This is a genomic window from Craterilacuibacter sp. (genome assembly GCF_051659485.1).
Taxonomy (GTDB): domain Bacteria; phylum Pseudomonadota; class Gammaproteobacteria; order Burkholderiales; family Chromobacteriaceae; genus Craterilacuibacter.
Genome location: NZ_JBOFOO010000274.1, coordinates 1 through 24,291 on the forward strand (window position 1 = coordinate 1; position 24,291 = coordinate 24,291).

Annotated in this window: 20 protein-coding genes and 1 pseudogene; 18 read left to right on the plus strand and 3 right to left on the minus strand. The window is 60.7% G+C overall.

Features of this window, described 5'->3' with window-relative positions; genetic code table 11:
- Positions 1–86 precede the first annotated feature (86 nt).
- From ACRC1E_RS09460 to ACRC1E_RS09485, 6 genes are all read left to right on the plus strand, one after another.
- The gene (locus tag ACRC1E_RS09460; RefSeq protein ID WP_438514847.1) at positions 87–1,169 is read left to right on the plus strand and encodes a hypothetical protein; all 1,083 of its coding nucleotides are present in this window, start codon (positions 87–89) and stop codon (positions 1,167–1,169) included.
- Between the two features lie 16 nt (positions 1,170–1,185).
- Positions 1,186–2,577: a multicopper oxidase family protein gene (locus ACRC1E_RS09465; RefSeq protein ID WP_438514848.1), complete on the plus strand. Its 1,392-nt coding sequence runs from the start codon at positions 1,186–1,188 to the stop codon at positions 2,575–2,577.
- A gap of 23 nt (positions 2,578–2,600) precedes the next feature.
- A complete protein-coding gene (locus ACRC1E_RS09470; RefSeq protein ID WP_438514849.1) occupies positions 2,601–3,074 on the plus strand; it encodes a cupredoxin domain-containing protein in 474 nt (157 codons plus the stop codon).
- Between the two features lie 38 nt (positions 3,075–3,112).
- Positions 3,113–3,451, plus strand: a complete 339-nt coding sequence (locus ACRC1E_RS09475) for a copper-binding protein (RefSeq protein WP_438514850.1) — start codon at positions 3,113–3,115, stop codon at positions 3,449–3,451.
- Positions 3,452–3,883: 432 nt separating this feature from the next.
- Positions 3,884–5,668: an acyl-CoA dehydrogenase C-terminal domain-containing protein gene (locus tag ACRC1E_RS09480; protein WP_438514851.1), complete on the plus strand. Its 1,785-nt coding sequence runs from the start codon at positions 3,884–3,886 to the stop codon at positions 5,666–5,668.
- Positions 5,669–5,870: 202 nt separating this feature from the next.
- Complete coding sequence (locus ACRC1E_RS09485) at positions 5,871–7,214, plus strand: dicarboxylate/amino acid:cation symporter (RefSeq protein ID WP_438514852.1); 1,344 nt, start codon at positions 5,871–5,873, stop codon at positions 7,212–7,214.
- Positions 7,215–7,283: 69 nt separating this feature from the next.
- Here the strand turns inward: ACRC1E_RS09485 and ACRC1E_RS09490 are convergent, their stop codons facing one another.
- Positions 7,284–7,949: a UPF0149 family protein gene (locus ACRC1E_RS09490; RefSeq protein ID WP_438514853.1), complete on the minus strand. Its 666-nt coding sequence runs from the start codon at positions 7,947–7,949 to the stop codon at positions 7,284–7,286.
- Between the two features lie 210 nt (positions 7,950–8,159).
- Between ACRC1E_RS09490 and ACRC1E_RS09495 the strand changes: the two genes are divergently transcribed.
- The 12 genes and pseudogenes from ACRC1E_RS09495 (at position 8,160) to ACRC1E_RS09550 (ending at position 19,857) form a co-directional block, all read left to right on the plus strand.
- Complete coding sequence (locus tag ACRC1E_RS09495; RefSeq protein WP_438514854.1) at positions 8,160–8,534, plus strand: MerR family transcriptional regulator; 375 nt, start codon at positions 8,160–8,162, stop codon at positions 8,532–8,534.
- 108 nt (positions 8,535–8,642) lie between these two features.
- Positions 8,643–9,812, plus strand: a complete 1,170-nt coding sequence (locus ACRC1E_RS09500) for an isovaleryl-CoA dehydrogenase (RefSeq protein WP_438514855.1) — start codon at positions 8,643–8,645, stop codon at positions 9,810–9,812.
- A 91-nt stretch (positions 9,813–9,903) separates the two neighbouring features.
- Positions 9,904–11,502, plus strand: coding sequence for a carboxyl transferase domain-containing protein (locus ACRC1E_RS09505; protein WP_438514856.1), 1,599 nt, complete (start codon positions 9,904–9,906; stop codon positions 11,500–11,502).
- Positions 11,503–11,510: 8 nt separating this feature from the next.
- Entirely contained in the window at positions 11,511–12,308 is a 798-nt protein-coding gene (locus ACRC1E_RS09510; protein WP_438514857.1) for an enoyl-CoA hydratase/isomerase family protein, read from the plus strand.
- Positions 12,308–13,630 (plus strand): annotated as a pseudogene (locus ACRC1E_RS09515) (acetyl-CoA carboxylase biotin carboxylase subunit); the annotation flags it as partial. The gene ACRC1E_RS09510 and the pseudogene ACRC1E_RS09515, both read left to right, overlap by 1 nt.
- Before the next feature lie 57 nt (positions 13,631–13,687).
- Positions 13,688–14,260: an acetyl-CoA carboxylase biotin carboxyl carrier protein subunit gene (locus ACRC1E_RS09520; protein WP_438514866.1), complete on the plus strand. Its 573-nt coding sequence runs from the start codon at positions 13,688–13,690 to the stop codon at positions 14,258–14,260.
- Positions 14,261–14,270: 10 nt separating this feature from the next.
- A complete protein-coding gene (locus ACRC1E_RS09525) occupies positions 14,271–15,170 on the plus strand; it encodes a hydroxymethylglutaryl-CoA lyase (protein WP_438514858.1) in 900 nt (299 codons plus the stop codon).
- Positions 15,171–15,326: 156 nt separating this feature from the next.
- Complete coding sequence (locus ACRC1E_RS09530) at positions 15,327–15,875, plus strand: VOC family protein (protein ID WP_438514859.1); 549 nt, start codon at positions 15,327–15,329, stop codon at positions 15,873–15,875.
- A complete protein-coding gene (locus tag ACRC1E_RS09535) occupies positions 15,872–16,882 on the plus strand; it encodes a fumarylacetoacetate hydrolase family protein (RefSeq protein WP_438514860.1) in 1,011 nt (336 codons plus the stop codon). The genes ACRC1E_RS09530 and ACRC1E_RS09535 overlap by 4 nt, the downstream gene beginning before the upstream one ends.
- A complete protein-coding gene (gene maiA, locus ACRC1E_RS09540; protein ID WP_438514861.1) occupies positions 16,879–17,517 on the plus strand; it encodes a maleylacetoacetate isomerase in 639 nt (212 codons plus the stop codon). Before ACRC1E_RS09535 ends, maiA begins: the two co-directional genes overlap by 4 nt.
- Before the next feature lie 9 nt (positions 17,518–17,526).
- On the plus strand, positions 17,527–19,482 hold the full coding sequence (locus tag ACRC1E_RS09545; RefSeq protein WP_438514862.1) for an acetoacetate--CoA ligase: 1,956 nt from the start codon (positions 17,527–17,529) through the stop codon (positions 19,480–19,482).
- A 9-nt stretch (positions 19,483–19,491) separates the two neighbouring features.
- The gene (locus ACRC1E_RS09550) at positions 19,492–19,857 is read left to right on the plus strand and encodes a DUF2784 domain-containing protein (protein WP_438514863.1); all 366 of its coding nucleotides are present in this window, start codon (positions 19,492–19,494) and stop codon (positions 19,855–19,857) included.
- A gap of 29 nt (positions 19,858–19,886) precedes the next feature.
- Here the strand turns inward: ACRC1E_RS09550 and ACRC1E_RS09555 are convergent, their stop codons facing one another.
- Both ACRC1E_RS09555 and ACRC1E_RS09560 read right to left on the minus strand, forming a co-directional pair.
- Entirely contained in the window at positions 19,887–22,631 is a 2,745-nt protein-coding gene (locus ACRC1E_RS09555; protein WP_438514864.1) for an ImpA family metalloprotease, read from the minus strand.
- Positions 22,632–23,017: 386 nt separating this feature from the next.
- A partial coding sequence (locus tag ACRC1E_RS09560; RefSeq protein ID WP_438514865.1) for a putative bifunctional diguanylate cyclase/phosphodiesterase occupies positions 23,018–24,291 on the minus strand: 1,274 nt, incomplete at its 5' end.

Consider the following 24,291-nt stretch of genomic DNA (forward strand, 5'->3'; position numbering starts at 1 on the left):
CATCTCCATACTCGGGGCACAACTACGGAGATTGCGCCCCCTTGCCAACGGGGCAAGGCCTGAGCAGCAACAAAGGAAACCCAAGTATGGATAGACACAGAATATGGCTGGTCACGCTGCCGTTGCTGGCTGGCCTTGCGCAGGCCCAGCAGCCGCGCACAAACTGGAGCGAAGCAAACCGGCAGGTTGCCGAATTTCCTCGCGGGCACGCAGACGTCGTGAAGTGGGAACAGGCCAAGCGCCTGCCGCCCGCCCAGTCAGAAGCCCAAACCGCCACACTGGTGCTTGCCGATATCGACGAGGCCATCCGCCTCGCCTGGCGCCCCCACACGGGCCTCGCCGCTCCGCTGAACCGCCTGGGCAAAGCCGATACCGCCCTGATTGCCAGCGGCCAGTGGCATGCGCTGTCCGCACACCGGGTGCTGGGCATCGCCGACTCGGCGGAAGTTCTCGAAGTTGCCCACGCCACCCGCAAGACCCTGCTGGGCGCCATCGCACAGGTGCAGGCGCGCCCCTACCAGCAGCAGGTGGTGCAGGCAGCCGAAGCAGGCGCAGAGCTTGGCGAGCGCATGGCGGAAGTCGGCAACTGGAGCAAACTGCAAGCGGCACGCCAGCAACTGGTCAAGACACAGGCGACCCAGCAATGGCAACGTGACCGCTACGCCGCCGAACTTGGCGAGGCGACTGTGCTCAAGGCGCTGGGCCAGTGGACCCGCAACCCGGCACAGACGCTGCAACTGCCTGCCAAGCTGCCCGCATTGCCGGCAGAACCGATAAACGAACGGCTGGTGCAAGAGCGGGTGCAAAGCGTGGCGGCGCGGCTACCCAAAAGCGAAAGCATCACCCTGAGCGTCAACGCCACGCTTGCCTATCAGGCCTACCGCACGGCGTACACGCTCGCCCGCAGCCAGTTGGATGACTCGCTCAGGCTGCACCAACTCATCTACGACGAAACCGCGCTGCGCTACAACGGCATGTTATTGAACACTTGGAACCTGCTTGAAGAGGCACGGGCGCTGGCCGGGGCACGGGTCGCAGCCATCGACGCCACCCGGGACTTCTGGCTGGCGGACGCCGACCTGCAATGGATCATGCTGGGCGGCAAGCCCGAACCCCTCGCCTTGGCGGGGGCTGACAGCGGCACGGGTACGGCTAGCGCCGGGCATTGAACAAAAAGGGACACATATGAGCATTAATTCTTCCCGCCGCCGCTTCTTTGCCGGCGTCACCACCGCCGTGGTCGGCGCAACTATCGCCCGCTCGGCGCTGGCCGCCCTGCCCGAACCGGTCATCCAGACCTCGGTCGCAACCGCACCGCCGCTGCAACCCAATAGCGGCCGCCCGTACAACCCTGTCGTCACTCTGAACGGCTGGACCTTGCCATGGCGGATGAACAACGGCGTCAAGGAGTTCCACTTGGTCGCCGAACCGGTCGAGCGCGAGATGGCGCCTGGTTTTACCGCCCAACTATGGGGTTACAACGGACAGAGTCCGGGACCGACCATCGAAGTGGTCGAAGGCGACCGCGTGCGGATCTTTGTCAGCAACAAGCTACCCGAGCACACCAGTATCCACTGGCATGGGCAGCGCCTGCCCAACGGCATGGACGGCGTCTCCGGCCTGACCCAGCCCGCCATCAAGCCAGGCAAAACCTTCGTCTACGAATTCGTCGCCCGTCGCCCCGGCACCTTCATGTACCACCCGCACGCCGACGAAATGGTTCAGATGGCGATGGGCATGCATGGCATGTGGATCACCCACCCCAAGAACCCGCACCCGCTCATCGACGAGGTCGACCGCGACTTCTGCTTCCTGCTCAACGCGTTCGACGTCGAGCCCGGCAGCCGCACGCCCAAGGTCATGACCATGAGCGATTTCAATATCTGGAGCTGGAATAGCCGGATTTTCCCAGCCATCGACTCGCTGAACGTCAGGCTGAATGACAAGGTCCGCATCCGGGTCGGCAACCTGACCATGACCAACCACCCGATCCACCTGCACGGTCATGAGTTCATGGTCACCGGCACCGACGGCGGGCCGACCCCGAAGTCCGCGCGCTGGCACGAGGTCACCACCGACATCGGCGTCGGCCAGATGCGCCAACTCGAATTTATCGCCGACGAAGAAGGCGACTGGGCGATCCACTGCCACAAGAGCCACCACACCATGAATGCAATGGGACACGACGTGCCGACCATGATCGGTGTCGATCACCGTGACCTGATCGGCAAGATCCAGCAAGTGGCGCCGGACTACATGCTGATGGGCGAGCGTGGCATGGCCGACATGGGCGCGATGGAAATGCCCATCCCGGACAACACCGCGCCGATGATGACCGGCCACGGCCAATACGGCCCGCTGGAAATGGGCGGCATGTTCAGCGTACTCAAGGTGCGCAAGGACCAGCGCCCCGGCGACTACCGTGATCCGGGCTGGTTCCGCCACCCGGCCGGCACCGTCGCCTATGAGTACACCGGCGCACTGAAAGCGCCGCAGCGGCAAAAGCCACAACCCGCCACGCCTGGCGGCACCACCGTCAAAGCGAAGAAGCCCGGTGCCCAGCACAAGCAACACTGACCCGCCCTTTTGGAGCACGCTGCATGAAAAAACACGCTATTTTTGTCGCCGTCTGGCTGAGCAGCCTGACGATCACCCCGGCAGTCGCAAGCGGCACCCACGCGGGCGCCCACGGTGAATCCGCCATCGGCCAACCCGGCAAGCCCGCCGAGATCAGCAGAACAATCGCGGTCGACATGCGCGACACCATGCGTTTCTCCGCGCAGCAAGTTTCGGTCAAGCAAGGCGAAACGATCCGCTTCGTACTGACCAATAGCGGCAAACTCAAGCACGAGTTCAGCCTGGGCACCGAAAAGGAACTCGTCGAACACAACGAAGTCATGAAGAAATACCCGGACATGGAACACGACGAACCGGGCAAGCTGACGCTCGCACCCGGCGGCAAGGGCGAGATGATCTGGCGTTTTACCAAGACTGGCATCGTCCATTTCGCCTGCCTGCACCCCGGCCACTACGAGGCCGGCATGAAGGGGCAGATCAAGGTCAGTCCCCGCTAAACCCCGCCCCACACATCCTTCACATCAAGGAATACGACATGTCCCCTATCCGCAAACTGCTTCAGGGCTGCGCGCTCGGCCTCGCCACGCTGGCACCACTGGCAGGCACCAGCCACGCCACCCCCAGCATGCACATGAACCACACAGCAGCCGACTCGCTCACCGCAGGCGAAGTGCGCAAGCTTGACCCTGCCAGCGGCAAGATCACCATCAAGCACGGCCCCATCCAGCATCTGGACATGCCAAGCATGACCATGGTATTCATCGCCAGCGACAAGGCGCTACTGGACAAGGTCAAGGTCGGCGACCAGATCCGCTTCATGGTCCGCCATGAAGGCGGCAAGATGCTGGTCACCGACATCCAGCCGGCCAAGTAAATCCCGCCCAAACATAAGCGTCAGGCCACCCCACCTTGCCAGCAGGCGTTGGGGTGGTCAGCGCGAACGAAGTGCCACCCAAGCCCGGCAAACATCTTCTGTTGCGCCAAACGCCGGCGCGTCAGCACCTTCCCATTCGATTTATTCCAGTGAATGAACTCAGCCGCAGTACCGACCACATCCCCAGCCAGAGCTGCCTCCATAAAAGCGCCGGCCTGGGCCTCGCACACTCCGGTGGGTAGACGAAAAGTGTCGCAATTTTGCTCACTGGCAAGTATCAAAGATTAAAGAAAGAAATTTTTCTCACTTTAGGGATTGTAAAACACGGCCAAGTGATTTAAACATACGTTTGAATGCTACTGGCAAGTGCCGGCAGCACGGCAAAATATACCCCGGACGCCCCGGGTGCGACACTCTTAGGAGATACCTCTGATGCCAGCCTACAAAGCCCCCTTGCGCGACCTCGACTTCGTTCTAAATGAACTGATCAAAGTTCAGGACATTATCCCTGCGTTGCCGGGCTACGAAGAAGCCACTCAGGATATCTTCGCTTCCTACCTCGAAGCCGCTGCCCAGTTCTGCGAAAACGAAATTGCGCCGCTTAACCGTAGCGGCGATGAGGAAGGCTGCGAGTTCAACCCCGCCGACCATAGCGTCAAGACACCATCCGGCTTCAAGGAAGCTTACCAGCAGTTTTGCGAACTGGGCTTTACCGGTCTGGATTGCGACCCGGCTTATGGCGGCCAGGGCATGCCCAAGGCACTCGCCTTCCCCATCATGGAAATGCAATGCTCGGCCAACGTGGCATGGAGCATGTATCCGGGCCTGTCGCATGGTGCTTATGCCGCAATCCATGCGCACGGCACCGACGAACAAAAATCGACCTATCTGCCGCATCTGGTCGACGGTAGCTGGACCGGCACCATGTGCCTGACCGAACCGCATTGCGGCACCGATCTGGGCCTGCTGAAAACCAAGGCCGAGCCCAATGGCGACGGCAGCTACAGCATCACCGGCACCAAGATTTTCATCTCGGCCGGCGAGCACGACATGTCCGACAACATCATCCATCTGGTGTTGGCCCGCCTGCCGGACGCACCCAAGGATGTGAAAGGCATTTCGCTGTTTATCGTACCCAAGTTCCACGCAGACGGCAGCCGCAATCCCGTTGCCTGTGGCGCGCTAGAACACAAAATGGGCATCAAGGCCAATGCCACGGCAGTGATCAATCTCGACAACGCCAAGGGCTACCTGATCGGTGAGGCAAATAAAGGCCTGTCCTGCATGTTCACCATGATGAATGCAGCACGCCTGGGTTGCGGCATGCAGGGCCTGGGCATCGGCGAAGCCTCGTTCCAGGGCGCACTGGCTTATGCACGCGACCGCCTGCAAATGCGCGCCCTCACCGGTGCCAAGTTTCCAGAGAAGGCCGCCGACCCGATTATTGTGCACCCCGATGTGCGCCGTATGCTGCTGACGCAAAAAGCCTACACCGAAGCCGGCCGTGCGCTGACCGCGCTGCTGGCCTTGCAGCTGGATATCGAAGAAAAACACCCGGATGCTGAGATGCGTCAGGATGCGGCCGATCTGGTTGCGCTGCTGACACCGGTGGCCAAGGCCTTCATGACCGACAACGGCTATGAAGCGGCCAATATGGGCGTGCAGATTTTCGGCGGCCACGGCTTCATCCGCGAGTGGGGCATGGAGCAATTGGTACGCGACTGCCGCATCTCGCAGCTGTACGAAGGCACCAACGGCATTCAGGCTATCGACCTTCTGGGCCGCAAGGTGCTGCTGGATCAGGGTGCCAAGCTGCGCAAATTCTCCAAGCTGATCCACAAGTTCTGCGAGGCGAATGCCGGCAACGCACAGCTGGCCGAATTTGTCGGCCCGCTGTCCAAGCTGCTGAAAGAAGTCGGCGAAACCACCATGGGCATCGGCATGGCCTCCATGATGGACAAGGACGAAGCCGGCGCAGCCGCGACCGACTTCCTGCGCCTGATCGGCCACATCACCTACGCCTGGCTGTGGGCACGCATGGCCGAAGTGGCGTATACCAAGCTGGGCTCGGGCGACGACGCGTTCTACAACGCCAAGATCACCACCGCCCGCTTCTACTACGCCAAACTGCTGCCGCAAGTGGAGGCGCTGAAAGTCACCATCAAGACAGGCGCCAAGCCTTTGATGGCACTGGAAGACGAAAACTTCGCCTTCTGATCGAACGCCCATCCACCAAGGCCCTGCGGGGCCTTTTTTATTGTTCACGTATCCGCAATAAAACAGAATGCAATTGCTGTTTTCCCTGATGGGGAATTCCGCAATTACCCCATGCGCGCCTGACAGCTAGCATCCTGCAAAAATCCATACCGCAAAACACCATCCCATCGGTAAACAGGATTCGCAAACAGGAAGCCATGCCATGAGCCATAAACCGCTGTATTCACGCCTGTATTTTCAGGTTTTGCTCGCGATCACGCTAGGTGTGGCGCTGGGTGCCTTCATGCCCGAACTCGGTGCCAAGATGAAGCCACTGGGTGATGCCTTCATCAAGCTGATCAAAATGATGATCGCCCCCATCATTTTCACCACCGTCGTCGTCGGCATTGCCAAGATGGGCGACATGAAGGAAGTCGGCCGCGTCGGCCTCAAGTCGCTGCTCTACTTCGAAGTGGTCAGCACGCTGGCGCTGGTGATCGGTCTAGTGGTCGTTAATGTGCTCAAACCGGGGGCCGGCCTCAATGTCGACCCGGCGACACTGGATGCCTCCAGCATTGCCAAGTACACCGATAGTGCCAAGGAGATGAGCACTATCGACTTTCTGATGCACATCATCCCGGACACGGTCGTCGGCGCCTTTGCCGGTGGCGAGATCCTGCAGGTGCTGCTGTTCTCGGTACTCTTGGGTCTGGCGCTGACGCGACTGGGCGACAAGGGCAAGCCTCTGGTATCCATCCTTGACGAATTCTCGCACGCGCTGTTCGGCATCATCGGCATGCTGATGAAGCTGGCGCCTATCGGTGCCTTCGGCGCGATGGCGTTCACCATCGGCAAATACGGTATCGGCTCGCTCAAGCAGTTGGGCTTTTTGATGCTGTGTGTCTACATCACCTGCTTCGCCTTCGTATTCGTGGTGCTGGGTACCATCGCCAAGCTGCACGGCTTTAGCCTGATCAAGTTCCTGGCCTATATCAAGGAAGAACTGATTCTGGTGCTGGGCACCTCGTCGAGCGAAACCGCACTGCCACGCATGATGAGTAAGCTGGAAAACCTGGGCTGCTCCAAGCCGGTAGTCGGCATGGTGATCCCGACCGGCTACTCGTTCAACCTGGACGGCACCTCGATCTACCTGACCATGGCGGCGATTTTTATCGCGCAGGCGACCAATGTCGAACTGACACTGACCGAAGAGCTGGGCATTCTGGGTGTACTGCTGCTGACCTCCAAGGGCGCAGCAGCAGTCACCGGCGGCGGCTTTATCACCCTGGCAGCGACACTGGCGACACTGGGCGGCAAACTGCCGGTGGAAGGCTTGGCCCTATTGATCGGTGTTGACCGCTTTATGTCCGAAGCGCGCGCCATTACCAATCTGATCGGCAATGGCGTGGCGACCGTGGTGATCGCCAAGTGGGAAAATGCGCTGGATGTTGCGCGCATGCACCGCGTACTGAACGGCGAGACCGAACAGGAAGCGGACGAACCGGAAGTGGTTGCCAATGAGGCACTGGAAGCGCTGGATCTGGTACCTGCCCAGCAAACACGCTAAGTCAAGCCGCTGAAAAACAAAAACCCCGGCGGACCGTCCGCCGGGGTTTTTATATTCGGGCCATCAAGCTCAGACCTTGCCGCAGCAGGCCTTGTACTTTTTGCCGCTGCCGCATGGGCACGGATCATTGCGGCCAACCTTGTCGCCTTCGCGGCGCACGGTTGCAGGCGCTTGCTCCTTGGCACGCCAGTAGGCATACACGGCCAGGATGGCATCCTCTACTTCGTCCTTGAAAGCATCCAGTTCGGCATCGCTGAAAGAGATCAGATCTTCGCCATCTTCCTGTTCGAAAATACCGCCCAATGCCATTACCGGATACAAGAGATCCTCGAAGCCCTCATCATCGGCAACCTCAAACCAGTCGGTCTCGACAACATCCAGCGCGTAGAGGTAGGCATTACACCAGGCCCAGTAATCGGCTTCGTCACTGTCTTCTTCTGAAAACAGGATCATTTCCGGCATATCGCCATTGGCCAGTGCGTCTTCGGTATTCTGGAACAAGCGTGTCAACAGTTCACGCGCTTCAGCTTCCTCTTCGGCGCTGCCAAATGCGGGCGCATCGCCCAAGGCTTCATTGAGCAACTCGTCCAGCGGCATGCGGTCGGGGCCGCTGGCAACTGCGCAAAAAAAGCCCTGAACTTCGTCAGTGCGCATGGTCGAACCATCGACTGCCAGCGGCGAGAGCAGGGTTTCCAGTCGCGTCAGATCTGCGTCGGTGAATGCTTGAACTGTCATGGTGATTCCTTGAAAAAATTCGATTGCAGGTATTGTACCCTTAGCCGCAGGCTGTGGGCGATGCAGATCCGACTGGGCATGCCTTTGGCTCCACCATAGCCGACCTGCGGGCCCCGTAGCGCGCAAAATCAGCGTGCTTCTTTAAACGGGGCTGACTACATCAGGGCAATACAGTAGTAAGATATTGCAATAAAAAGAGGCCACAACCAAATGCAAGATCATTTTACGATCTCCGAACTCGCCCGCGAATTCGACATTACCCTGCGTACCCTGCGTTTTTATGAAGAACAGGGACTGATAGAACCCGAGCGCCAGGGGCGCAACCGCCTGTTCTCCAAACGTGACCGTGCCCGTATCAAACTCATCCTGCGCGGCCGGCGCATCGGGCTGTCCCTGACCGATATCCGTGAAATTATCGAGCTTTACGATCAGCGCGAACAAGCCAGCCAAGCGGCCAAGCTGCTGGATCTGCTACAGGAACGACGCCGGCAACTCGAAGCGCAACGCCGGGATCTGGATGCCATCCTGACGGAAATAGACACACTGGAAATTCACTGCCGCACGCAGACCGCAGCACCGGACTAAGTCCACTGCGGCGCAGATACCACAGCCTCCTGTTTTTACACGCATCATGATTGACGTTTACGTTAACGTAACTCATGATCAAGACAAACAACGACAGGAGACACCCGCATGCAAGCAAGTCAGAACTTTGGCCTTGACGACACCTGCCGTGCACTGCGGGAAGCCGTGCGCGCATTCGCCGATATCGAAATTGCGCCACGCGCAGCCGCAATCGACCGCGACAACCAGTTTCCCGCCGATTTGTGGCTCAAGCTGGGCGAAATGGGCCTATTGGGCATCACGGCAGAAGAAAGCTATGGCGGTGCGGGGCTAGGCTATCTTGCGCACATGATTGCCATGGAGGAAATTTCACGCGCATCGGCCTCGGTTGGCCTCTCTTATGGCGCGCACTCCAATCTGTGCGTCAACCAGATCAGCCGCAATGGCAATCAGGCACAAAAACAGCGCTACCTGCCCGGCCTGATCGCAGGCAGCAAGATAGGCGCACTGGCCATGTCCGAACCGGATGCCGGCTCCGACGTCGTCAGCATGAAGCTTTCCGCCATCCGCCACGGCGACCACTTCGTACTGAACGGCAGCAAGATGTGGATCACCAATGGAGGCGACGCCGATGTGCTGGTGGTCTACGCCAAGACCGACCCGGCAGCCGGCGCACGCGGCATGACGGCCTTCATCATTGAAAAGGGCATGGCCGGCTTCAGTCATGGCAGCAAGCTGGACAAGCTGGGCATGCGCGGCTCCAACACCTACCCGCTCTACTTCGACAACTGCGAGGTGCCGGCGGCCAACGTCCTGGGGGACGTCGGTGGCGGCGTCAATGTCCTGATGAGCGGCCTCGATTACGAACGTGCGGTACTGGCAGCCGGCCCCCTGGGCATCATGCAGGCCTGTATGGACCTCACCCTGCCCTACCTCACCGCACGCAAGCAGTTTGGCCAGCCTATCGGCGACTTCCAGTTGATGCAGGGCAAGCTGGCCGATATGTATGTCACGCTGTCGGCCAGCCGCGCCTATGTCTACGCCGTCGGCGCCGCACTCGATGCAGGCAGCAGCGGCCGTACCGTACGCAAGGATGCGGCCGGGGTGATCCTGTACAGCGCCGAGAATGCGACGCGGATGGCATTGGACACCATTCAGTGCCTGGGCGGCGTCGGCTACACCAACGATTTGCCGGCCGGCCGCCTGCTCAGGGATGCCAAGCTGTATGAAATCGGGGCCGGCACCAGTGAAATCCGCCGCTGGCTGATAGGCCGGGAACTGATGGCCGAACAGCGCTAATCAGGGAGTGGGGAGTTGGGAGTGGTGAGTCACCGCCCCTACTCCCCACTCCCTCCAACTACTCCCTACTCCCCATTTTCCACTCCCCACCATGCCCATACTCGAATCCACCCTATCCACGCGCAGCGCGGACTTTCAGGCCAATACGGCACGCATGCGCGTACTGGTCGATGAACTGAAGTCGCACGTCGCCCGGGCGGCACGGGGCGGCGGAGACAGCGCACGCGCCAAACATCAGGCACGCGGCAAGCTGTTGCCGCGCGAACGGATAGACCTCTTGCTCGACGACGGCGCGCCCTTTCTCGAGCTGTCACAACTGGCGGCAGATGGCATGTACGGTGATGACGCCCCCGGCGCCGGCATCATCTGCGGCATCGGCCGCATTGCCGGCGTTAATTGCGTGATCGTCGCCAACGACGCCACCGTCAAGGGCGGCACCTACTACCCGATGACGGTGAAAAAACATTTGCGCGCACAGGAAGTCGCCCGCAGCAACCGCCTGCCCTGCGTCTATCTGGTCGACTCCGGCGGCGCCTTCCTGCCCTTGCAGGACGAGGTTTTTCCCGACCGCGAACACTTCGGCCGCATCTTTTTCAACCAGGCACAGTTGTCTGCCGCCGGCATTCCGCAGATCGCGGTAGTAATGGGTTCATGCACCGCCGGTGGCGCCTACGTCCCGGCCATGAGCGACGAAACCATCATCGTACGGGGGCAAGGCACCATTTTTCTGGGCGGGCCGCCACTGGTCAAAGCGGCCACCGGCGAAGTGGTCACTGCCGAGGAACTGGGCGGCGGCGAGGTGCACACCCGCGTTTCGGGGGTGGCCGACCATCTGGCCGAGAACGACGGCCATGCACTGGCTATCGCACGGCGCATTATCGGCGACCTGAACTGGCCCGGGCAGGATGGGCGCGACACCACACCGGCCAAGCCGCCACGGCATCGCGCCGACGAGCTTTACGGCGTGATTCCGGCCGACAGCAAGCAGCCCTTCGATGTACGCGAAATCATTCTGCGGCTGAGCGACGACTCGGCTTTTGATGAGTTCAAGGCCAACTATGGCACCACGCTGATTACCGGCTTTGCCCGGCTCAACGGCCATCTGGTCGGCATCATAGCCAATAACGGCATTCTGTTTTCCGAGTCCGCGCTCAAGGGCGCGCACTTTATCGAGCTGTGCTGCCAGCGCAAGATCGCGCTGATCTTTTTGCAGAACATCACCGGCTTCATGGTCGGCAAGAAGTACGAAAACGGCGGCATCGCACGCGACGGCGCCAAGCTGGTGACTGCCGTCGCCTGTGCGGCGGTGCCGAAATTTACCGTGGTCATCGGCGGCAGTTTCGGTGCCGGCAACTACGGCATGTGCGGACGCGCCTTCGACCCGCGCTTCCTGTGGATGTGGCCCAATGCCCGCATTTCGGTGATGGGGGGTGAACAGGCAGCCTCGGTACTGGCCACCGTCAAGCGCGAGCAGTTGGGCGATGCCTTGAGTCGCGAAGACGAAGAAAATTTCAAAGCGCCGATACGGGCACAGTACGAGCGGCAGGGCCACCCGTTTTATGCCAGCGCCCGTCTGTGGGACGACGGCATTATCGATCCGGCGCAAACGCGCGAGGTTCTGGCGCTGGCACTGGATGCCAGCCTCGGCGCCCCCATCCCCGATACCCGCTTCGGCGTGTTCCGCATGTGAGGCCCGCAATGCAGACAAGCACACTGCTAATAGAACGCAAGCGGCACACCGCCACCATCTGGCTCAACCGTCCGGAACGGCATAATGCGCTGGATGAACATGTGATACGCGAACTGACCCACAGCCTGCAGCAGCTGGCCGGCGAGACCGCTATACGGGTCATTGTGCTGGCCGGGTGCGGCACCAGCTTCTGTGCTGGTGCCGATCTTGACTGGATGCGCCGGGCGGCAACATTTACGGCCACGCAAAACCGGGAGGATGCCCAAGCACTGGCCACCCTGCTCAAGACAATATACCGCAGCCCCAAACCGGTGATTGCCCGCATACACGGCGCGGCAATGGCCGGCGGCATGGGACTTGTCGCGGCCTGCGATATCGCCGTCGCCACCGAGCAGGCCGTATTCGGCCTGTCTGAAGTGCGCTTGGGATTGATACCGGCCACCATCGCCCCTTATGTCAGCGAGGCGATCGGCCTGCGCGCCATGCGCCGCTACACCCTATCAGCCGAACGGATCAGCGCCGACAAGGCATGGCAGCTGGGGCTGGTACACGAGCTGGTACCTGCCGATGCGCTGGATGCCTGCATCGAAAAACTGGCTCAACAACTGGCACTGGGTGCACCGCAAGCCATCGCCAACAGCAAGTCCCTGCTACGCCAGACGGCCGAAAACTCGACCGCCGATGATAGCTGGCTGGCTGAAACCGCCAGCCTGATTGCCCAAACCCGCACCGGCGCCGAAGCGCAGGAAGGGCTGGCGGCTTTTTTCGATAAACGCCGCCCCGCCTGGCAAGAGGAGACGCGCTAATGCCCAGCAAGATACTGATCGCCAATCGTGGCGAAATCGCCTGCCGCATCATGCACACCGCCCACCGGCTGGGCATACGCACCGTCGCCGTTTATTCCGATGCCGACGCCGATGCACAGCACGTCAAGCTGGCCGGCGAAGCCATCCATATCGGTGCAAGCCCCGCCGCCGAATCGTATTTAAAGGCCGAGCGCATGATCGCTGCGGCCAAGGCCAGCGGTGCCGATGCCATCCACCCCGGCTACGGATTTTTATCGGAGAACGCTGACTTTGCCGCCGCCTGCCTCGCGGCCGGCATTACGTTTATCGGCCCGCCGGAGTCGGCCATTCGTGCCATGGGCTCCAAATCGGCCGCCAAGACACTGATGCACAGTGCAGGCATTCCTTTGGTACCGGGCTACCACGGCGAGAGACAGGACGATGCTTTTCTGCTGCAACAAGCAAACAGGATCGGCTACCCGCTACTGATCAAGGCGGTGCAAGGCGGCGGCGGCAAGGGCATGCGCGTCGTCGAACGTGAAGACGATTTCGCCGCCGCGCTGGCGTCATGCCGGCGCGAGGCACTGGCTGCCTTCGGCGACGAGGTGGTGCTGCTGGAAAAATACCTGCAACGCCCGCGCCATATCGAGATCCAGCTATTTGCAGACAAGTACGGCAACGCGGTCTACCTGTTCGAACGCGACTGTTCGGCCCAGCGCCGCCACCAGAAAGTCATAGAAGAAGCGCCGGCGCCCCATCTGCCGGAAGCCATCCGCCAGGCCATGGGCGAGGCCGCCTGTGCAGCGGCGCGCGCCGTGGGCTATGTCGGCGCCGGCACGGTCGAATTCATCATGGACAGCGGCGGCGTCTTCTACTTTATGGAGATGAATACGCGGCTACAGGTCGAGCATCCGGTCACCGAGATGATTACCGGACAGGATCTGGTCGCGTGGCAGATCCGCATCGCCGCCGGCGAAGCACTCCCGCTCAAACAACAGCAGCTTGCCATTCACGGCCACGCCTTCGAAGCACGCATTTACGCCGAAGATCCGGACAAGGGCTTTTTGCCCTCCACCGGCACGCTGACCCACCTGCGCCTGCCGGCGGGCTCGGCGCGGGTACGCATCGATGGCGGCGTGCTTCAGGGCGATACCATCTCGCCGTGGTATGACCCGATGATCGCCAAGCTGATCGTCTGGGGCGAGACGCGCGACATCGCACTGCAAGGCCTGCGCCTGGCCTTGAGCGAATGCCAGATCGCAGGTGTCGCGAATAATATCGACTTTCTTGGCCGGCTGGCCGCACACCCGGAGTTTGCTGCAGGGCAAGTCGATACCGGCCTGATTGCACGCGCTGAAGCACAACTCATTCCGCCCCCCGCCCCGCCCGCGGCATGGCAACTGGCACTGCTCACCCTGGCCGAGGCCGCGACCACCGCCCGGACATCATCAGTCGCAAGCGGCTGGCGCCTCAATGGCACGCTTAAACGCAGCTTCGAATGGACGATAGCCGGGCATCCATACACCGTTCTGCTGGAATACCGGCAGGACGGGTTTGACATCACCACCCCGCTGGGGGCGCTGAGCGCCCGCATCCAGCACACTGCCGAAGGGCTCTATGCATGGCTAAACGGACATCGCTATCAGGCACGCATGATCCGGCAAGGCGGGCAGCGCATCCTGTTTACCCAAGGGCAAAGCCTTACCGCCACACTAGGCGACCCTTATGCCTATGCCCGTAGCGAAATTCATGGCCATGCCCAGATCAAGGCACCCATGCCCGGCCGCGTAGTCGCGCTATTGGCACAGGTCGGCACACCACTGGAAAAGGGCACACCGCTGATGATACTGGAAGCGATGAAAATGGAGCACACGCTCAGGGCACCGGCCGATGGCATGGTACGCAGCTATCTGTTTGCAGCGGGCGAACAGGTGAGTGACGGCGACGAACTGCTGGACTTTGAAACAGCATAAGGAGACAGGGATGCAGGTCAAAATAGTCGAAGTCGGCCCGCGCGACGGGCTGCAAAATGAAAAACAGGCCTTGCCGGTCGCGCTGAGGGTCGAGCTGATCCGGCGTCTGGCCGCAGCAGGCTTGAGCCATATCGAAGCCGGTGCCTTTGTGTCGCCGCGCTGGGTGCCGCAGATGGCGGGTACGGCCGAGGTGCTTGCGGCACTGGATCTGGCCGGCCCCGTCAGTTATCCGGTGCTGGTGCCCAACGAGCAGGGACTGGATGCTGCACTCAAAGCCGGTGCGCGCGAAATTGCCGTATTTGGTGCCGCCAGCGAAAGCTTCAGCCAGCACAATATCAACATGGGCATCCACGAAAGCCTGATCCGCTTTGCACAAGTCACACGCCACGCGCTGGCTGCCGGCTTACGGGTACGGGCTTATGTGTCATGCGTGGCCGGTTGCCCGTACGAGGGCGACATCGCGGCGGCGCGTGTCGCCGACCTTGCCGCAGCCTTTGCCGAGATGGGCTGCTATGAAATAAGTCTGGGCGATACCGTCGGCACCGGCACGCCCAATAGGGTCAGGATCATGCTGGATGCCGTACTGGCCCGGGTACCGGCGCAACAACTGGCCTGCCATTTTCACGACACCTACGGCATGGCGATTGCCAATATCGTCGCCGCACTGGAGATGGGGATACACACATTCGACAGTTCCATCGCCGGCCTTGGCGGCTGCCCGTATGCCAAAGGCGCGTCGGGCAATGTAGCGACCGAAGACGTACTGTGGTTACTGGCCGGCATGGGGATACCGACCGGTGTCCATTTGCAGCAGGTGGTCGACACCGCCTGGTTTATCAGTGAGGCACTGGGACGACAACCGGTCTCGCGCGTGGCACAGGCTCTGGGGCGCAGTACAAGAGCCGGCTAAACCACGTTCATCGCTATATTTGGCATAATCATTCAAGGCATGAATCGACAAAGGCATGGCATGCCTCCCGTTTTAGCGCGACACCGCTTATGCTGACCCATCCAGTGCCAGCCTAGGCCGGCCACCGACCAGCGATCCACGCGAGGAAAAACCGCCATGCTGATCCAGAAGATTCACCATGTAGCCTACCGCTGCCACGATGCAAAAGAAACCGTGCGCTGGTATCGGCAGCATCTGGAGATGGACTTTGTCCTGGCGATAGCCGAAGACAAAGTCCCCTCCACCGGCGAGGCCGACCCGTATATGCATGTATTTCTGGATGCAGGCGGCGGCAATATTCTCGCCTTCTTCGAACTTCCGACCCGGGAGCCGATGGGGCGCGACCGCCATACGCCCAACTGGGTACAGCATCTGGCGCTGGAAGTCGCCTCGATCGAGATCCTGCTGGCGACCAAGGCCAGACTGGAAGCGGCCGGCATCAAGGTCGTCGGCCCGACCGACCACACCCTGTTTCTCTCCATCTATTTCTTCGATCCTAACGGTCATCGTCTTGAACTGGCCGTCAACACCGCGAAAGCCGGCATGCTAGAAGAACTCAGCCGGGTGAAACACACGATGCTGGACGAATGGTCGCAAACAAAAAAAGCCCCAGGGCACGCCCGCTGGATGCATGACGGCAGCTGGCCGCAAGGAGAAGAAGCATGAAGCTTGCCACCCTGAAAACCGCCGCTCGCGATGGGTCCCTCGTAATCGTGTCGCGTGATCTCAGTCGTGCCGTGGCCGTGCCGGCCATCGCGGCGACCCTGCAAGCGGCGCTGGACAACTGGGACGCCGTGTCGCCCAGGCTCGCTGAAATGGCACAAGCACTGGAAACCGGCCCGGTCAGCGGCGAATTTGCCTTTGACGAAGCTGCATGCGCATCCCCCCTGCCCCGCGCCTACCAGTGGGCCGACGGCTCGGCCTATCTCAACCATGTAGAACTGGTGCGCAAAGCGCGCGGCGCCGATATGCCGGCCTCTTTTTATACCGACCCGTTGATTTATCAGGGCGGCTCGGATGGTTTTATCGGCCCGCGCGACGCCATTATTGCGGCTGAAAGCTGGGGCATAGATTTCGAGGCCGAAGTCGCCGTCGTTAGCGCCGACCTGGCGATGGGCAGTAACGAGCAACAATGTGCCGATGCCATCCGTCTGGTGATGCTGGTCAACGATGTCTCGCTCAGGCATCTGATTCCGGCAGAACTTGCCAAGGGCTTCGGATTTTTCCAGTCCAAGCCGGCATCCAGCTTCTCGCCGGTGGCCGTCACACCGGATGAGCTGGGCCCGGCATGGCAAGACAGCAAGCTGCATCTGCCACTGCAGGTCGAGCTCAATGGCGAGTGCTTTGGAAGGCCCAATGCCGGCGTGGACATGGCATTCAGCTTCGCCCGTCTGCTCGCCCATATTGCCAAGACCCGTGCACTGAGCGCAGGCTCCATCGTCGGTTCGGGCACGGTCTCCAATAAGCAAGGCGAACTATACGGTGCCAAGGTCGAGCATGGCGGCGTCGGTTTTTGCTGTCTGGCTGAAGTCCGCATGTACGAGACCATAGAAACCGGCACGCCCCAAACACCCTTTATGCGCATGGGCGACCGGGTCAAAATCAGCATGCATGACGAGCACGGCCACAGCATCTTCGGCAGCATTATCAATCAGGTGGAAACCCACGCATGAAGCTTTACGGCTACTGGCGAAGCTCGGCCGCCTACCGCGTACGCATCGCCCTGGCGCTCAAGGGCATAGAGTACACGCCGCTGGCCATCGACCTGAGCCGCCACGAGCAGGCAGATGCCGGCTTTACCCGGTTAAACCCGCAGCAGTTAGTACCGCTACTGCAAGATGGCGACAACCGGATCAGCCAGTCGCTGGCCATTATCGAATATCTGGACGAAACCCGCCCCGATACGCCGCTGTTGCCACCGGATGCGGCGGGACGGGCGCGGGTGCATTCTTTAGCGCTCATCATCGCCTGCGACATCCACCCGCTGAACAATCTGCGGGTACTCGAATACCTGCAAGGCGAGCTGGGCATCGGCAAGGACTTCAAGACACAGTGGATACAACACTGGATAGGCCTTGGACTGGCGGCACTCGAAAGCCGGCTCGCCGGTGAGCCGCATGACGGCCCCTTCTGCCACGGGGACAGCCCGGGGCTCGCCGATTGCTGCCTGGTGCCGCAGCTATACAACGCACGCCGCTTCGGTCTGGATCTTGCACCCTACCCGACACTAGTCGCCATCGATGCGGCCTGTGCAGCACTCCCCGCCTTTATCGCCGCCCATCCGCAGCAACAGCGCGATGCCAAGTAAGGAGACATCATGCCCGACACGCCACTATGGACACCCCGGCCGGAACGCATTACCAGCAGCCACCTGAGTGCATTTAGCCGCCTGATGGCCTCGGTCACCGGCGAGACCTATCCCGACTATGCCAGCCTGTGGCAAGCCAGTATCGACCACAGTGCCTGCTTCTGGTCCTTGCTGTGGGACTATTGCGGCGTGATCGGCGACAAGGGGCATACCCTGTTGCTGCACGGAAATAATATGCAGGAAGCGCGTTTCTTTCCCGAGGCGCGGCTTAACTATGCCGAAAACCTGTTGCGCCGCAATGATGAGGCCGTCGCCTGTGTTTTCTGGAGCGAGGACAAGATCAAGCGCCAGTTAAGCTGGCGCCAACTGAACGAGCTGGTCTCGCGCCTGCAGCAGGCGATGCGCGCCATGGGCATTCAGGCCGGTGATCGCGTCGCCGGCTTTGTCACCAATCAGCCGGAAACGCTGGCCGCCATGCTGGCGACGGTGAGTCTGGGCGCGATCTGGACCAGTTGCTCCACCGATTTCGGGCTGGAAGGCTGCCTTGACCGCTTTGGCCAGACCGAGCCCAAACTCCTGTTTTGTCCGGATGGCTGCTGGTATAACGGCAAAGCCATCGACTTAAAACCCCGCGTTACCGCCATCAGCACGGCGCTGGCATGTGTGAAGCGCGTAGTCGTACTGCCTTATCTTGGTGCCGGCGAGTCTTTCGTCACCCAGCTCCCCAAGGCCGAAACACTGGATGCCTTTATCGCCGCCTATCCGGCGCGCACTATCGAATATACCCGGGTGCCATTCAGACATCCGCTATTCATCCTCTACTCCAGCGGCACCACCGGCAAACCGAAGTGCATCGTGCATGGCCACGGCGGCACCTTGCTGCAGCATCTGAAGGAACACCAGCTGCACGCCGACATTCACCCCGGCGACACCCTGCTTTACTTCACCACCTGTGGCTGGATGATGTGGAACTGGCTGGCCTCGGGCTTGGCCAGCGGCGCCACCTTGCTGTGCTACGACGGCTCCCCTTTTGCCGACCATGGCCGCGTGCTATGGGATTACGCCGAGCAGCACCACTGCACCCATTTCGGCACCTCGGCCAAATATCTAGACGGCTTGCGCAAGCTGGGCCTCAAGCCGGCCGAACGCTGGCATCTGGACAGCCTGCGTGCGGTATTTTCCACCGGCTCGCCACTAGTGGCCGAGAGCTTTGAATGGGTCTACCGCCATATCAAGGCCGACATCAATCTGGCGTCCATCTCTGGCGGCACCGATATCGTGTCCTGCTTCGCACTGGGCAACCCCAATCTGCCGGTCTGGGCCGGCGAGCTGCAATGCCGAGGGCTGGGCATGGCGGTGGATGTCGTCAGCGAAACCGGTGTGCCGCTACGCGGCGAGAAGGGTGAACTGGTATGCCGTCAGCCCTTCCCGTCCATGCCGGTCGGTTTCTGGCGCGATCCGGATGGCAGCCTATACCGCAAAGCCTACTTCGCCCGCTTTGCCGGTATCTGGAGCCATGGCGACTATGCCGAAATCACCGCCCACGACGGGCTGATCATCTACGGCCGCTCCGATGCCATTCTCAATCCCGGCGGCGTGCGCATAGGCACGGCCGAAATCTACCGTCAGGTCGAGGCGATCCCGGAAGTCATCGAGAGTCTGGCCGTCGGCCAGCGCTGGCAAGGTGATGAACGGGTGCTCCTGTTTGTGCGCCTGCAAACGGGGATACGGCTGGAGACCGCCCTGATCGCCACCATCAAAAATAAAATCCGTGACGGTGCCAGCCCGCGCCATGTGCCTGCCCTTATCATCGCGGTGGCCGACATTCCGCGCACCCTGTCGGGCAAGATCGTTGAACTGGCGGTGAAAAATATCATTCACGGCGAACCTGTCAGCAACCTCTCGGCGCTAGCCAATCCCGAGGCACTGGCCTTGTTCCGGGACCTGCCCGAACTGACGGCCTAGGCACCGGCCATGTACTGGCACATCGCAGCCAACGCCATCCTGCTGCTGCATCTGGCCTTTATCGCCTTTGCCGTCGCCGGTGCGCTGCTGTGCCTGCGCTGGCCGCGCCTAGCCTGGCTGCATCTGCCCACGGCGCTGTGGGGCTTTCTGGTCGAGGCCGCCAACTGGCCCTGCCCGCTGACAGCGCTGGAAAACCGCCTGCTTACCCTGGCTGGAGAATCCGGCTACGCCGGTGGTTTCATCGAGCACTATCTGACGGCGCTGATCTACCCGCCCGCACTGAACCGCCCGCTGCAATGGCTGCTGGCAGGCGTACTACTTCTCGTCAACATCGTCCTCTATGCCGGTCTGCTGCGCAGAAAAAAGCCGGCCTGACGGCCGGCTGCATACACGCATACCTGTGCTCAGTAGGGGTAAACGGGCATCCCCGATTCCAGATTCAGCCACTGGCCGCTAGCCAGCTGGTTACCCTTGCCCGGCGCCAGTGCGTAGAACACCTTGTCCTGTAACGGCAAGGCCAGATCGGCAACCGAATCCGTTGCCTGCGCCGATAGCGGGATGCCGTACAGCTCGAACAGTTTACGCAGGTCGCGGCCGATGACCTTGGACGACAGCACATAAAGCAGCTCGTGGTTGCTGATGCTGTTGTTGGCATAGCGCCCCATTGCATACTTGCCCTTATTGGCCGCATCCCAAGCCGAGGCCACCAGACGGTCGCCCTTGGACAGCAAGGTGAAATACTCCAGACTGGTCAGCGGTTCCGGCTTGGCCTGACCATGGCGCACCTGCGCATAGAGGTAGGCCAACTGGAAGTGCACGGCACGCATGGCGTTATGGCTCTGCCCCGCGCCGACCCAGAACCAGCTGTAGATATCCTGCTGCAAGGCGGCATCACTCAAGCCCTTGTCGACAGAACGCTTGGCCGCACCATACAGCGTCTTGTGGTCGATGCGGTCGCCGTTAACATCCGCACCGGTCAGCGCGTACTGGCGCAAGGCGCTGGCATTGGCGAGAATATTGTTGTCGCACTCGGTCACGCAGCCCTTGCCTTCGAACACCAGCTTTTGCGAGCGCGGCACGGTGTTGTGGCCCAGTTCATGCCACCAGCCCCAACCCGGCGCCAGCCCGGCATAGCCATCGGACGGATTACCCGAACACAAAAAACCGCAGGCCGCGATCCAGCCGACAAAATGCTGCACCGAGGGTGCGCGCTGCTTGCTGCCGCTACACTCCCAAGCAAACTGGGCACATAACTCGGCCACTTTAGGCGACATCGGCATATTGCCGTAACCGTTTACCAGATGGTTGCTGTCGAAGATCAGACCCTTGAGGTCGTCCTGCACATAACGCTCCGGTGTCTTACTGCCGACCACACTCTTGGCCTTGGCTATTGTCTGCTGGACTTCACCCCCTTCGAACTTGGCAGTCTGCCAGCCGAAATCGCCGCGGCTGAGCGCTGCCACGGCCTCGGCCTGCTCGGCCATGTCTATCGGCTTGGTGAAGTCAAAGTGGGCGTAGCGGATACCGCCCTTGATGCGCAGCTTCACCTCTTTGCCGGCCGCCGTGCCACTGTAGTCGAGGAACAGCGGACCGCCCCAAGGGAAGACGACGGTATTGACCTGGCCACGCTTGAGCACCACCTGATGGCCATCCGGATAGCGCGGGCGGTCGTAGTTGTCGGATAGCGGGTTGCCGCGGGCACGGATATAGCCGATACGCACCCCCAGATAAGCGGCACCGCCATCGTCCAGTACCTCGATCTCGACCGGCTTGCCCGGCAAAGCGCCGCGGCCGATTGCGGTCTTGCCGCTGCCTTGGGCAATGGTCACCACCATCTCTTCCGGTGTCTGCGGGTGCGCAATCGTCGAGACGGCAGCCGGCATCCAGTCACCATAGCTCTTAGGCGTAGATGTGGTCGCGCGGGCGGCATACGACCAGGAGTCGGAGGCCAGTGCGCGCAAAAAGGCGGCGGCATTGCCCGTCTTGTTCAGCGGGCCATAATCCACCTCGGGACGCCATACATCCGCCCACAGCAGCATATGTCGCAGGAAGTCGGTTCCGGGCAGCACAAACGGATTATCGCCACGGCTCTGGTAGATATTTTTTTCCTGAGTGATGCGATCGATGGCCGCCACATAGCCGTTGGTATTCCAGTTGGCCAGATCATCGCTGGCCAACGCATCCACCAGCGCGATGCGTGCCGACAGCGCCAGCTTCTCATCGGCCTTTTGTAGCGACTCGGCAGCGGTGCGCGTCGCCGCTACCGCCCCCTTGCCCCAAAACTGGCCGCCATAATCCGGGCTGAGTGTCAGCCCCATGGCCTCATTGACCAGCGTTGCGCCGCCACCCCAGTTTTGCTGGAAATAGGCAACCGACTTACCCGCTGCCAGATACTTGCGGACTTGTGCCGCCGTGGCCTCGGTATTACTGCTGCCTTGGCCGAACACGAATAGGTCTATGTCCTGCCAGCAACTGTTCTCCCTTTCAATCGCACAAGCGACTGCCGTGCTGCTACTGCCGGCACGGTTTAAAAAGGCGGTGACATCCGCTGCTGGATAGGCATGACTGGAATAACGCACTTTCGCCGGCATGGCACCTGCGGCATTGCCAGTCAGCAACCAGGTAAAGCTGCGCTTGAAGAAAGGGTAATAATCCTGCTGGGTGCGCGTGGCCAGCGCCATATTCCACAGCACATTGCCGCCCCAGGACATGGCGCGCCCGCTGTCCACCTCGGAAACAGCAGCCATGGAGGCACCGTTATCCGCGATCACCAGCGAGGCGGCGACACCGACCCCGCTTGGCCCGACCTGACGACTGTTCCCGCCAAAATCGAAGCCCTGCGAGATACCGTCGATGATCAGCGGCTGCAGCAACTGCGCGTGCTGACTCTTGGCCGTAAGCGCTATCGTACGGGCCTGGGCGAGTAGTAGCGGATGGGCATCCAGCGGCAACTCGCTGGCATCTCCGCTAGCCAAGGCCGCCGATATCGCATCATACGGCTGCTCGCCGCCACCCATGGATAACAGGCGAGGGCTCATACCAGGCGCTGACGATTGGGTATCTCCCGGCGCCCCCCCCCCGCCAAGACAGCCAGCCAGCAATAGCGGCAAACCGAATTTGCCATACTTGATTATGTAATTTTTATTCATTAACAGGCTTCTCCAATGGCTATTAATGCCAGATGCAAGTCTTGGCGGTGCCATTCTAATCATTTCCAATTAAATTGGAAGCCTATAACCATAGTAAAACTAACAAATAACATTTCCGCCTTGGGTAAACGCATTTTTAGCGCGTAAAAATACACGCCTGCGCCTTTGCCGCGAGCGATGGATCCGTCAAGCCGGATGGGTGTTGTGCCAAGAGAAGGTTCACGGCAAGAGCGCGGGGATCACTGCGCTTCCGATTTTGCCGGATGGCGGGGACATCAAGGATATGCGACTCACCAGCAAGCCATAGAGCTCGCATGGCGGGCAAGGTGTTGTACCGCAGGCGGGCGGGCCAGATTCTAAAGAAGAAACCGAACGAATAGGCCAACTTAAATGGAAACGACACCCGCGCTGTGGCGTACTCTAGCCTCGAACTGCTGCAAAGGCAGGGGTGGGCTGAACAGATACCCCTGATAGCAGCAGCAACCAAAAGACCGCAACAGATCACGCTGTTCAACCGTCTCCACCCCCTCTGCCATCACATCCAGCCCCAGACTATGCCCCAACGCCAGTACAGTCCGCACGATGACGGCATCAGTTGGGTCGGTAAATATGTCACGGATGAAAGAGCGGTCGATTTTCAACTGTTCAAGCGGCAAACGCTTCAGATAAGACAGCGAAGAATACCCGGTACCAAAATCATCCAGCGAAAAACACAGGCCACGCGCCTTGAGCATCAACATCCGGCTGACCACTTCTTCGGCATTATCCAGCAACAGGCTTTCGGTCAGTTCAAGCTTGAGCCGTGACGGCGGTACCGCGTTGCGCTCCATCAACTCCAGCACCTGTGTGACAAAGTCGGGATGACCAAACTGGCACGCGCTGACATTGACGGCCAACGTCAGCTGGGAGAATTGCGGATCAGCCGCCCAGCGTGCCAGTTGGGCACAGGCCGTTTGCAGTACCCAATAGCCTATGGGCAAAATGAGCCCGGTTTCTTCTGCCAGCGGGATAAACTCGGCAGGCGCAACCATCCCGCGCAGCGGGTGCCGCCAGCGGATCAGGGCTTCGGCACCGAGCACCAAGCCATCCATATCGACCTGCGGCTGATAATGAAGCTCGAACTGCTGCTCATCGAGTGCCCGGCGCAGGTCTTGCTCTAACGCGACCCGGGTCACGATAGCAACCTGCATCTCCGAATCGAAAAAGCTCAAGGCATTGCGGCCTTCCGCCTTGGCACGATACAAGGCGGTATCGCAGCGCTTCATCAACTCGTTGGCGGCTACGCCATCACTGCTAAATAGTGCGATACCGATACTGGCTGTGCACTGATGCACCCGCGCCAGACCGCCTTCTTCACGCTGCAAATCATAAGGCTCGCCCAAGCAGGCCAGCAATTTATCGGCAACCGCTTTGATGGATTTGGCCACCCTTGGCCCACCTTCAACCTCCTGCAGGATCACGACAAACTCATCCCCGCCCAGGCGGGCAACGGTATCGCTGTCACGCAAGCAACCGCGCAAGCGGGCCGCCACCTCGATCAGTAACTGATCCCCTGCACCATGGCCCATGGTGTCATTCACAGCCTTGAAGTTATCAAGGTCTATCATCAGCAGTGCACCCTGGCGCTGGTAACGCAAGCTGGCAGCCAGCGCCAGTTCGA